Genomic DNA, 11259 nt, shown 5'->3' on the forward strand with positions numbered 1-11259 from the left:
TGTTTCTCAACTAATTTTCAAGGAAGCCCTTCATATCATCCAGATCATCACATTCCTCAACATAAAGGATAAGTGCAGTTAACTTAGACTTCAAATCGCAGGTTTTATATCTGAGTCCGAAAGAATGGTTTAGAAGGTCTTTTTTAGGATTACTGGTAACCATAAGCCGTCGTTTTTTGGGGTTGCTCTATAGTTAGTAATAAATCATTGGAATTTAAAATTTTTCAAGCTCTAATCCTTTTAAAACAGGTTAAAATGTAAGAAAAACGGACAAGTTCAATTCGACTTCAATTTCCCTCAACTGCAAGAGTCAATTTCGAAACTTATTTAGCACTCTCTATTTAAATACTTCACCCCATTTCTTCAACAAAGTTTGTAATTTTGCGGTTTAAAAAATATCGGTATTTACTCATTTTAACCCATTTACAAACCTTGTCATTCGACGCTTTAAACATAGATCTTCCCGTTGCTGATATCATTTCTGAGGTCAGGGAGTCACTTCAAAAAGAAAATACACTCATCGTTAATGCTCCTCCGGGAGCGGGGAAGAGTACGTTGCTCCCCCTGGCATTGCTCAATGAGCCCTGGCTGGAAGGGAAGAAAATACTCATGCTTGAACCACGCCGGCTTGCTGCCCGGTCTATTGCTTCACGTATGTCGGACCTCCTGAATGACGAGGTGGGCAAAACTGTTGGGTATCGCATACGCTTTGAAAACCGCACCAGTGCTGATACTCAGATTGAGGTACTAACCGAAGGCATCCTGACCCGGATGATCCATAGCGACAATGCTCTTGAAGGTGTTGGACTGGTTATATTCGATGAGTTTCATGAAAGAAGTATTCATGCAGACGTAGCACTTGCCTTATGCCGCGAAGCTCAGCAGGTACTCAGGCCCGACTTGCGCATTATGATCATGTCCGCAACCTTGAATATGCCCCAGCTCAAAGAACTCCTCAATGCTCCGGTGGCGGAAAGCCAGGGCAGGCAATACCCGGTAGAGGTTATTTATGACGGTGAAACAGACCTGATGATGCTGCCGGAAATGACCGCAAAAACGGTAAAAAAAGCTGTCGGTGAACATGATGGAGACGCACTGGTATTCTTCCCGGGCGAAGGTGAAATAAGGAAGTGCGAAGAGCTTCTAAAAAAGGCGCTGCCCGGTTTTGTCATTCACCCACTGTACGGCAAGCTACCTCAAAACAAACAATACAGCGCCATCATGCCCGACAGAAAAGGGCGACGCAAAGTAGTGCTGGCCACATCAATCGCAGAAACCAGCCTTACCATCGAAGGCATTAAAATAGTGGTTGACACCGGTTATGGCAGAACGTCGCGGTTCGACCCAAAATCAGGATTGTCACGATTGGAAACTGTTCAGATCACTAAAGACTCTGCTGATCAGCGTGCAGGGCGTGCCGGACGTTTAAGTGCTGGTGTATGTTACCGCATGTGGTCAAAGGCTACACAGGAAAGGCTTGCCGAACACCGTGTACCGGAAATCATGGAGGCGGATTTGGCTCCGCTGGTACTAGACATGGCACAATGGGGCATAGTAGATGCTCATCAGCTCACGTGGCTCACTCCGCCCCCAAAAGGCGCACTATCTCAGGCCTCCGACACGCTCCATCAGCTCGATGCCCTGCAAAACGGCCGTATCACAGAGCATGGAAAAAGAATACACCAGCTCCCCTGTCATCCTCGCATTGCGCATATGCTGTTAATGGCCGAAGATGATGACCTGCTCGAACTGGCCTCCGATGTGGCGGCTGTACTCGAAGAAAGGGACCCTTTGCCTAAAGAGTCTGGCATTGATATCAACTTGCGGATAGAGGCGCTGAGAAGGTACCGGTCCGGAAGAGGGCAGGGAAAAAGTTTTGGTAGAATAGAAAAAATAGCGGCATCATACCGCAAACTTTTCGATAAGCAAGAAGATAATGGCCTCGTAGATCCCTATGCTACGGGTGTGCTGTTGGCACATGCCTACCCGGAACGAATAGCCTATGCTCGTCCGGGAAATAATGCCCAATTTCAACTTGCCAACGGCAAATACGCCATGGCAGGCCACCGCGATGACCTTGCGCATGAGCCCTGGCTGGCAATCGCCAATGTGGATGCCCGTGATGGTATGGGAAAAATATTCATGGCCTCTCCTCTAAACCCTAAAGACCTCGCTCCGCTGGTAAAAGAACAGGAAATAATAACCTGGGATACCCGCAAGGGAGGTTTGATAGCGACAAAAGACTTGCGGATAGGCTGTATAGTGCTGCAATCCAAACCTCTACCCTCCCCTGACGGGGAGCATCTTGTAAAAGCTATTTCGGAGGCCATTAAAAGTGAAGGGGCAAACCTGTTGAATTTTGACGAACAGGTTACGCAGTGGCAAAACCGCGTACTGAGCCTGCGCAAATGGCGCCCTCAGGATAACTGGCCTGATGTAAGTACCCAAACCTTGCTGATCACTAACGAGGAGTGGCTGTCTCCATACCTGGATCAGATCAAAAAGCCGGAAGATCTGAAGAAAATTAACCTGGCAGAAGTACTCCATCATAGTCTTGACTGGGAAAAACAAGCTGCTCTTGACGAGCTGGCACCTTCCAGGATTGCCGTTCCAAGTGGCTCTGCTGTAAAATTGCAATATCTTGCTGACGGCTCTTCACCGGTACTGGCTGTGAGGCTACAGGAAGTATTCGGGCTGGCTGATACACCAAAGGTCAATGAAGGCAAAACCTCCGTACTCATGCACCTGCTCTCTCCAGGCTTTAAACCCGTTCAGGTTACGGCTGACCTGCGCAGCTTTTGGGGCAATGCTTACTTTGAAGTGAAAAAGGAACTCCAACGACGCTACCCGAAGCATTCATGGCCTGAGGATCCGTGGACAGCAGAAGCTTTGAGAGGTGTAAAGAAAAAAGAAAGGAAGTAAGTCAAAAGTACTGAGAGAACTGCCGGGAAGACAATAACTTTCACCTTTTTGCTTGACAGACTGTTGTTAATAGCAGTCGGCAAGGGCAGTTGGCAAACTAGCAAAAAACACAGTAGATGCGATTTGTTGATTTTCAGTGGTAAGCATCTGCGTCACAGGTTTCAGCTTGGGCCATCAAAAATCCTTGTTCTGCCTCTGCTGTTTCTTTTCTGATTGCTTTTGCTTGGCTTTCAGTCTTTTTTCAACGGCAGCTTTTGAAGGCTTGGTGGCTTTTCGTTTCTTTTTAACCTTGAAAGCTTTTTTCAGCAGGTCATAAAACTTCCTGATGGCTTCTTCTTTGTTTTTAAGCTGCGAACGCCCGGCTTCGGAGGTAACGATCAGAATGTTGTCATTACTGATTTTATTGGCCAGCTTATCGGCTATTTTTGCCTTTTCTTCATCGTCCAATAACTGTGAGGCAGATAAGTCAAACCTCAGGGTAACTTTGGTATTGACCTTGTTAACGTTCTGGCCGCCGGGCCCACCACTTCTGGAAGTCACAAACTCCAACTCACTATTAAAATCCCGTTCGTAAACCTTCTCGCTCATTTTTCAAAGATACAAATTCACCTCATAACTTGCTTACCACTTTCCCTGTGCATAAAGTCCCTCCCGGCTGTACCACACTACTATAAGCGCCAGTCCCGCCAATGCCAGATCTATCATGACAAAGGCAAGCTGTTCATGCATCAGGTACATATACCCCTGCCACGTCATGGATAAAATAAGCATAAGGGCAGAAACCGTACGCACTTTAGGGAACAACAAACAAATGGCAATAAGGATATCCATAAATCCCATAAATGATACCAATGAACAGGAATATCCCCATATGACCAGATCAATATACTGACCTGACAGGCGCATGGTACCAGAAAAAATAAATTGAAAGCACAAAAGGAGGATCAGTGTCCAAAGAAAAATTTGCTGACCACGTTTAGGCATATTTTGAGTTTTTGACCACTTGTATTCACGACGTAAACGGCTATTGGTTTGTGCTTTTATATGAATGGCTTGAAAATACTGACGAAAAGCGCTTTTGACATTACCAATAACAATTTATGTAAGAAGGTGACCACCTGCATGTTACCTGATAAAAATTACCAATTTCAAAAAACAGTGCGTATATTTAAGGAATCTTTTCGAACCACTTTCGGTTACAATTTGGCTTTGACGGCCATTTACTTTTATAACCTCTAAATTCTTTCATTATCAGATCTATAGTCAAAACTTTCATTTTTTTAGTTCTTCTAAGTTCTCCGCTCTTTAGTCACTCACAGAGTAAGCCAATGCCCCTCCCTGAGGATACCTACGCCAATAAGGGTATTCCCGAATTGCTGGATGTAGAAATAAAAAAGGCACTGTCTTACTACCCTGAGCTTCAAAACACGCGGATCGATTTTGTATTCAGGGATAATATCCGAAATGCAGTAATGCAGGCACAACCAAGGGTAAAAACACTCTTTAAGCGAAAGTATAAGCGCATCTACAAAGTAAAGATCAGCCGTTACCTGACGCTCAACGACAGTACTATGGGAATAGAGCATGTCCCTCACGAAATACTGGTCGGCTGGATTGCCCATGAGTTAGGCCACATTATGGATTATATTGACCGGAGTTCATTCCAGATGATAGGCTTTGGCTTTAAATACCTCACATCCAGACACTTTCTAATGCAGGCAGAGCGGCAGGCTGACACTTATGCTATTATGCATGGGTTAGCTGATGAAATAGTTAAAACAAAAAAATTCATCCTCAACAGAGAGGACCTGCCAAAAGAATACAAGGACCGAATAAACCGGCTGTATATCTCCCCGGAAGAGGTACGCCATATAGAAGAAGAAATGGAGTCCATCTAAGGAATCTATGAATACAACTCAGACCAGACAGGTCGGGAGACAATTAGTGCTAAAATAAATTATACGGTTGCATGGATAATGCAGCTTGGCATGCCTTTTTGTAATTAATCATATTTTAATTATAAAATATACATTATCAGGCAGTTAATGTAATTGTTACAACTTGGATATTATTGAAATTTCGTATGAAAAATTTCAGTTTCCTTAATAATTTATTATAATTTGTATTCCGATAATTTTTCACTATGAGTTTATTCACATATCGCACTGCTGTTTATATTTTGGTTTTATTGTTTATTTTTTCATGTAAATCGTCGCAAACAGCTAAGTCTGACGAAGTAGATGAAGAGCCCCAGGTAATCCGAAGCTCTGATATTATTTTGGTAGACAAGGAGTTGAAAGATACACTGGAAGGTTATTTTAAGCTATTTGCAAAAATGGATCTTGCAGATATTGAAGGCAGGGATGCCAAGATGGCCGAGGTTTTTGAGTACTTTAGCTCACCCGATACCCCGGTATTTTTTGCACTTTACAACAGTGACGGGGAAAAATACTACGACAAGCCGGTCACCATATCCAAATACCTTCACTATTTGAGGGATACGCGCCAGGCTCCTCATATCATTCAAGCTGTCAAGTTAGACGAATCGCAAACAAAAATCACCAAAATTGAACTCGCTGTAAAATAACACACTATTATCTTACATCTTAAAGCCCCATCGACCATGACCTATAAAGCACTGTTTTGTCTATACTTTGTCTTTGTGTTCTTTACCACTCCCGACAAGCCCTGTATAGGCCAGTCTTCAGCCGATTATTTTGAAGAAGAAGAACCTATAGACCCTGAACAAAAACTCAAGGTAGACTCCATGGCTATGGAGAAAATCAGGGACCTGAGTAAATACATTGCCATCATTGGCAGCAAAAGCACACCATTCTCCGAAGCCAACCGCGTAGTATCCAGGGCACTGGAACTGTTTGCCGAGGGTAGTGTTATCGGCGTTTCTTCCCTGGACAAAGAAGAGGTAAAGCAATATGAAATAAAGAAATACTTTGAAAGGCTCATGGCCCTGAGTTATGATAAGGTCAAAATCCAATGGTTTGACATCCAGTATATCAGTGACCTGGAAATGACCCCGGATGGTAAGTATGTAGGTGTAGTCACTATCTATCAAAAGTTTGAAGGACTGCAGGGAGATGCCCTGATCTACAAAGACGTAACCAAAAAGGATATCACAATATATGTTGAACGCAAGATCATGCAAGTAGAAGGCACGCACGTCAATTTCTGGGACGTATTACTTGGTGATATAGTTGTAAGCGAGACTGTTTTATGAAAAGAAGAAGTACATTTTTAATTATTGTAGTGGCTTTAATGTGTTTCTCAGAAGCAATTGCTCAGGGTGTTTCTTATCTGGATGGCAATGAGTTCGTGCTTGCAGAAACCAAACAGGTAAACCAGTTCTTCCGCAGGTTTAACGGCGAAGAAGATTATGACGGCACCAGGTTTTACAGCAGCGACTCACTTTTCAGAAGTCCGTTGCTGCGCCAGGTCTACCTGTCTAACCTTTTTGACAAGCTTAGCAACAACATGCCCGACTCCATGAAGAACAGCTTCATCTTTAACGTTACCGACAGCTACAATCCTAAATTCCTGAACCACAGAAGGAATGACTGGTATGCTCAGGTGGATGTGATGATAAGCTACGAGAAACAGGAGCACCCCTGCACGCTTTTCCTAAAGATGGAACGAGAGAACAAAGGCACAAAATGGGTACTTGCGAATGTATATTTCCAACCTTTCACCTATCATTTCAAGGGGGTAGACTTCTTCGGTACAGAGCCTTACAAGCCCGGCCCTTACCTGCACCCTAAAAGTCATGAAATAAAATTTGTAAACCTGAAAAAGGCATTCGGCAAACTGGATGAAATTGAAAAGTACGCCGCCAATGAATTTAACCCTGATTTCCTGACACTCTTCATTTATGAACTTAAGAGAGGAAATGCCAAATTCCTGGATATAAAAAATGTGAAGTTTCATTTCTTTCAGGTAGATAACTGGTATTTTGAGTTGTCGTCACTCAGCCGCAAGAGCATGAACTCCGGCTGGCTTATAACTGATTTGATGAGGGTAGCTGAAAAAGACAAAGAAATTTTAAGAAAATATATTTTCTTTCATGAGAATAATCATGCAAATTAATTACGAATAAAAATCCGTACTAAGATGAGATTTGGAGCTTTAAGAATATTCATGATCGCAATGCTGATAGGCAATTGCTTAACAAGTGCAAACGCCCAAAGCGATGAGGAGAAGGCAAAGGTATCTGAACTTATTAAGTTCCTGGAGTTTACGCTCAATACTTTAGGTGATCCGGAAGTTGCCGTAGGTGATAAAAAAACCATTACGGACCAGAGCTACCTGAAGATCTTTGAGGACAAGAATGTCCAGATTGAAGACGACCTTTCGGAAAGGAAGGTATCTATCAATAAAAATGTTCAGTCTTACCTTCAGGATGTTGACATACTCTTTAAGGATGTAAAATTCCAATTCGACATCAGCAAAATTGAAAAGCATAAGACTTCTGCTCAGAAAGATTATTTCAAAGTTACTTTCAAACGAACCATTACAGGTACTGCGGCAGACGACAAAAAGCTTGAAAATGCCAGTGTCAGGTATGCAGAGATCAATTACGACCCTGCCAAACAGGTTTACAAGGTGGCCAGCATATACTCATCCGGCATCAGGGATATGAAAACATTCCAGGCATGGTGGGATGACCTGAATTTTGAATGGAAAGTGGTATTTCAAAGGGCAGTGGGCAGCACAGTTACGCCCAGTGAGTCTTATAAGGTAATGGGTATTAAAGAAATAGATATCTCTTATAACAAATACATCACCGATCTCAAACCATTAGCCAAGCTTACGGCCCTCGAAATACTCAATTTCTCCAGTACCGCAGTCGCTGATATTTCAGTACTGTCCCAGCTTGCTAACTTAAGGGAGGTGTATATGTCCAATACCGGCATACAGACCCTGGAACCGCTTAAAGCCCTGGAGAACCTGGAAGTAGTCTATTTCGAAAACACCGCTGTTAAATCGTTGGCTCCGATTACTCCACTAAAGTCTTTAAAAAAGGTGGTCTGTATCAATACCCCAATTGATTTTGCTGAAATCCAAAAATTTGAAGGATCTAACCAATCGTGCAAAGTACTTTACGAATCAGCAGACCTGATGAACTGGTGGAACAATCTGCCTTTGGTATGGAAAGAAAGTTTTAAAGAACAATTCAACATTACCTCTACGCCTCCAACCGGTGAAGACCTGGCAAGGATCAAATCTGCCGAAAAAATAGATATTGAAGGCAAGTACAATATTTACTCGCTGGAGCCTATAGCCGATCTTACCAATGTAAAATCGCTTAACCTCAAGAAGTCGGGCGTAACATCACTCGAACCGCTCAAAAAGTGGTCCAGCCTGGAGCGGCTGGACCTTTCTGATACCCACGTCGATTCTCTGGGTCCGGTCAATAACCTGAGTCTTAAACTATTGGTGGCAGACTATTCAAAAGTAAGCAAAGAAGAGCTTGCTTTGTACGAAAACAAACACCCTTCCACCACTGTAATTTATAAAACTATGGACTTTACCATCTGGTGGATAAAGTTATCGGAAGAGTGGAGAGGTATTTTCGGCAAAGCCATTGGTTATACAGGCCCGCTGGATAAGTTGCCTCTAAAAAACCTGTACCAGATACTGGAGCTAAAGAAACTCGTGATACCGGAAGGCAGTGAGATTGAGAACATTACTCCCCTGGCCTCACTCAAAAACCTGCGTGAATTAAAGGTCAGCAAGGTTATGAAGATCTCCGATCTGTCCCCATTGTCTAACCTGGCCAAACTGGAGTCCCTTGACTGCTCCTATAATCCGGTAGTGGATCTCACACCGCTGATAGGACTGAAGAACCTGAAAAAGCTGAATATTGAGTATACCCGTGTCTCAGACCTGGACCCGATAGGTGAAATAACCAGTTTGGAGTCCCTGCATGTTTCAGGCACAAAAATCAATAACATCAATGCCGTACGCAGGTTGAGCAACCTTAATGAAATATCGTTGCAAAATACATCTGTCAGCAACCTGTCTCCATTGTTTACCCTGATACATCTGGCGAAAGTTTCCTGCTACAACACCAAACTATCTCAAAAAGACGTGACCAGCTTTAAAAACACCAAGCCATCATGTGAGATCACTTTTTACTAATACTAATGTAGAAATGTTTACTGAAAAGTAACTTCTTTTCTACATCCATAATCAGCATTATAAGGGCCTCCGGGACGTAACAGCTTTCGGAGGCCCTGGCATATACATTGTTTTTTATCAGGTACAAACCAAAAGACCAGAATGATGAAAAATATAGCCGAAGCCAGTTTTTTAGCCATACTAATTATATGTTTAAGCGCCTGCAACACGCAGCGCAAGATGACCCTGACCGGTTATGACAGAGACAGGGACAACAGGGTGAACCGGGAAGAATTTGAAAGTGTCTTTCGCGACAGAAACACCTACTCAGACTGGGATACAGATGGAGACAGGCGCCTGAACGAAGTAGAATGGGAAAGAGGGTTCAACGTTTACAGTTCTGATTATAACTATGATGAAATGGAAGGTTTTGACGAATGGGATACAGAAAGGGACGACTACATCGATGAAAATGAATTCAGAGAAGGCTTTTTTAACCTGTTTGATGCTAATGACAATGATTATCTGGAAGAAAGTGAATTTGCCAGCTATCAGGGGCAATAAACGCTATCTCCTCTAATACATAAAAAGCTCCCTGAGCAGGATATAAACTGACATGAGCAGGACAAACCATCCAAACCATGATTTGAGCCTCTCATTAGCTACAAACCTGGAGACGTACGAACCTGCAAAAATTCCTGCTACGGCTATGGCAGTAAAAGGAATGAGAAAACCCAACTCGATGGGCTGCTCCTGGATGTCTCCAATAAAGCCTATCAGGGACTTGGCCGCGATAATAAGTAAAGATGTGCCAACAGCCAGTTTCATGGGCAATTTGGTCATAAGCACCAGGGCAGGAATGATCAGAAAACCTCCCCCCGCTCCTACTAAACCGGTAAGCCCCCCTACTACTGCTCCTTCAAGCAGTATCAGAGGGTAATTAAAAACAGGCTCCTGAGCAGGCTTGCCATTGTTAAACCTGCTTCTCCCTGACCAGATCATCGAGACAGAGGCCATAAGCATGATCAAAGCAAAAAGGACCATGATAGCCAAATCCTTACTGACAACCACATTACCAGCAGTAAATATAACCTCAGGTATGGCAGGCACTACAAACTTACGTGTGGCATAAACAGCGATAAAGGAAGGTATGGCAAAAACTACTGCAGTTTTATAACTCATCAACCCTTTTCTCATATAATTTAAGGATCCTACCAGGGCCGAGACACCAACCACAAAAAGAGAGTACGATGTAGCAAGTACAGGACTTATACCAATGATATAAACCAGTGCAGGGACGGTTAAGATAGAGCCTCCACCCCCAATCAAACCCAAGGTAAAACCTATAACTATTGCTGATAAATATCCGAAAACTTCAATCATATTTTAATAACCACTGTAGTACCTCACATTCCAGGGCCAATAATACATGGAATTTGCAATATACCACCCCTCAAAAATGACTTTCTCAATTGATATCCAGCAACCTGCGCAGCATTCCGGTTTAAAGTTTCAACCAACAGATAGATCCCTAAAAAAGAAAAATTTAAATTTCTGAATTCGATATTTTCGATAATTTTAGTGTTCTTTGTATAACCAGAATCAGTAGAGATTCGTAAATCTCATCAATGAACATCAGAACGACCATAGTATTTCACCTTCTGTCAATCTTTCTTGCGGCACAAGTGCTTAATATAAGCATGAACGTTAGCGACAACCTGATTGGCAAAAGTGGTCCGGGGTACAAGTATATCAATGAGATTGAGACTGTTGTTGAACTGGTAGCAGAAATGGTGCTTTCAGACGCTGACGTTATCCCTGAAACACACGTACCCGGAGGCACGCTTGGTTTTGAAGAAGAGGAAAAGCACTTCTTGGAAGAAAAAGAATTTATACATAAAAACTCATTCATTCCGGATTTACTATATAACAGTCGCTGCTTATATAAATCCGTAATTTTCACCAATCACATTACTGAGGTAATCACACCTCCACCCCAATCCTGATCTATTCTTTCTTAGAGTACTTATTTCTTCAGTTCCCCTAAACTGAAGATAAACCGGATCAAGAGTAAAACCTGTGGAGCAAATAGATTGGAAAGTAAAACAAGTAATGTGAAACTTGCCACTGAAAATCAGTAAATCCTCGCTTATCGTTATATTATAAGAGTTTGCTGATTGCTTTTGCCGATTGCTATTAACAACT

At 42.7% G+C, this 11259-nt stretch carries 12 protein-coding genes; 8 read left to right on the top strand and 4 right to left on the bottom strand.

The genetic code is table 11. From position 1 onward, the window contains the following. Window positions 1–10: 10 nt before the first annotated feature. A complete protein-coding gene (locus E1163_RS07570) occupies window positions 11–163 on the bottom strand; it encodes a hypothetical protein (protein ID WP_155170831.1) in 153 nt (50 codons plus the stop codon). A gap of 269 nt (window positions 164–432) precedes the next feature. On the opposite strand from E1163_RS07570, the gene hrpB reads away from it, so the two are divergent. Beyond that, window positions 433–2922, top strand: coding sequence for an ATP-dependent helicase HrpB (gene hrpB / locus E1163_RS07575; protein WP_155170832.1), 2490 nt, complete (start codon window positions 433–435; stop codon window positions 2920–2922). A gap of 174 nt (window positions 2923–3096) precedes the next feature. Here the strand turns inward: hrpB and arfB are convergent, their stop codons facing one another. Both arfB and E1163_RS07585 read right to left on the bottom strand, forming a co-directional pair. Then, window positions 3097–3510, bottom strand: a complete 414-nt coding sequence (arfB, locus tag E1163_RS07580; RefSeq protein ID WP_155170833.1) for an alternative ribosome rescue aminoacyl-tRNA hydrolase ArfB — start codon at window positions 3508–3510, stop codon at window positions 3097–3099. A 33-nt stretch (window positions 3511–3543) separates the two neighbouring features. Then, entirely contained in the window at window positions 3544–3906 is a 363-nt protein-coding gene (locus tag E1163_RS07585; protein WP_155170834.1) for a hypothetical protein, read from the bottom strand. A 344-nt stretch (window positions 3907–4250) separates the two neighbouring features. On the opposite strand from E1163_RS07585, the gene E1163_RS07590 reads away from it, so the two are divergent. From E1163_RS07590 to E1163_RS07615, 6 genes are all read left to right on the top strand, one after another. Continuing rightward, window positions 4251–4820, top strand: coding sequence for a hypothetical protein (locus E1163_RS07590; protein WP_155170835.1), 570 nt, complete (start codon window positions 4251–4253; stop codon window positions 4818–4820). Between the two features lie 245 nt (window positions 4821–5065). Next, window positions 5066–5509 carry a hypothetical protein gene (locus E1163_RS07595; RefSeq protein ID WP_155170836.1) on the top strand — a complete coding sequence of 148 codons (444 nt, stop codon included), beginning with the start codon at window positions 5066–5068 and terminating at the stop codon, window positions 5507–5509. A gap of 36 nt (window positions 5510–5545) precedes the next feature. Further along, window positions 5546–6157, top strand: coding sequence for a hypothetical protein (locus E1163_RS07600; RefSeq protein WP_246223549.1), 612 nt, complete (start codon window positions 5546–5548; stop codon window positions 6155–6157). Further along, window positions 6154–7020, top strand: a complete 867-nt coding sequence (locus tag E1163_RS07605) for a hypothetical protein (RefSeq protein WP_155170837.1) — start codon at window positions 6154–6156, stop codon at window positions 7018–7020. Before E1163_RS07600 ends, E1163_RS07605 begins: the two co-directional genes overlap by 4 nt. 24 nt (window positions 7021–7044) lie before the next feature. After that, window positions 7045–9075, top strand: coding sequence for a leucine-rich repeat domain-containing protein (locus E1163_RS07610; RefSeq protein WP_155170838.1), 2031 nt, complete (start codon window positions 7045–7047; stop codon window positions 9073–9075). A gap of 141 nt (window positions 9076–9216) precedes the next feature. Beyond that, on the top strand, window positions 9217–9618 hold the full coding sequence (locus tag E1163_RS07615; protein ID WP_155170839.1) for an EF-hand domain-containing protein: 402 nt from the start codon (window positions 9217–9219) through the stop codon (window positions 9616–9618). Between the two features lie 12 nt (window positions 9619–9630). Here E1163_RS07615 and E1163_RS07620 read toward each other — a convergent pair whose 3' ends face one another. Next, the gene (locus E1163_RS07620) at window positions 9631–10437 is read right to left on the bottom strand and encodes a sulfite exporter TauE/SafE family protein (RefSeq protein ID WP_155170840.1); all 807 of its coding nucleotides are present in this window, start codon (window positions 10435–10437) and stop codon (window positions 9631–9633) included. 245 nt (window positions 10438–10682) lie between these two features. On the opposite strand from E1163_RS07620, the gene E1163_RS07625 reads away from it, so the two are divergent. After that, entirely contained in the window at window positions 10683–11060 is a 378-nt protein-coding gene (locus tag E1163_RS07625; RefSeq protein WP_155170841.1) for a hypothetical protein, read from the top strand. Window positions 11061–11259: the final 199 nt, after the last annotated feature.

The organism is Fulvivirga kasyanovii, from assembly GCF_009711405.1.
In the GTDB taxonomy this organism is placed as follows: Bacteria; Bacteroidota; Bacteroidia; order Cytophagales; family Cyclobacteriaceae; genus Fulvivirga; species Fulvivirga kasyanovii.

Excerpts from the sequence above, each read along its gene's own strand:
- E1163_RS07570 (WP_155170831.1), bottom strand. The coding sequence starts at position 163 with ATGGTTACCAGTAATCCTAAAAAAGACCTTCTAAACCATTCTTTCGGA.
- arfB (WP_155170833.1), bottom strand. The coding sequence starts at position 3,510 with ATGAGCGAGAAGGTTTACGAACGGGATTTTAATAGTGAGTTGGAGTTT.
- E1163_RS07615 (WP_155170839.1), top strand. The coding sequence starts at position 9,217 with ATGATGAAAAATATAGCCGAAGCCAGTTTTTTAGCCATACTAATTATA.
- E1163_RS07590 (WP_155170835.1), top strand. The coding sequence starts at position 4,251 with ATGCCCCTCCCTGAGGATACCTACGCCAATAAGGGTATTCCCGAATTG.
- E1163_RS07605 (WP_155170837.1), top strand. The coding sequence starts at position 6,154 with ATGAAAAGAAGAAGTACATTTTTAATTATTGTAGTGGCTTTAATGTGT.
- E1163_RS07625 (WP_155170841.1), top strand. The coding sequence starts at position 10,683 with ATGAACATCAGAACGACCATAGTATTTCACCTTCTGTCAATCTTTCTT.
- E1163_RS07595 (WP_155170836.1), top strand. The coding sequence starts at position 5,066 with ATGAGTTTATTCACATATCGCACTGCTGTTTATATTTTGGTTTTATTG.
- E1163_RS07600 (WP_246223549.1), top strand. The coding sequence starts at position 5,546 with ATGACCTATAAAGCACTGTTTTGTCTATACTTTGTCTTTGTGTTCTTT.
- E1163_RS07620 (WP_155170840.1), bottom strand. The coding sequence starts at position 10,437 with ATGATTGAAGTTTTCGGATATTTATCAGCAATAGTTATAGGTTTTACC.
- E1163_RS07585 (WP_155170834.1), bottom strand. The coding sequence starts at position 3,906 with ATGCCTAAACGTGGTCAGCAAATTTTTCTTTGGACACTGATCCTCCTT.
- E1163_RS07610 (WP_155170838.1), top strand. The coding sequence starts at position 7,045 with ATGAGATTTGGAGCTTTAAGAATATTCATGATCGCAATGCTGATAGGC.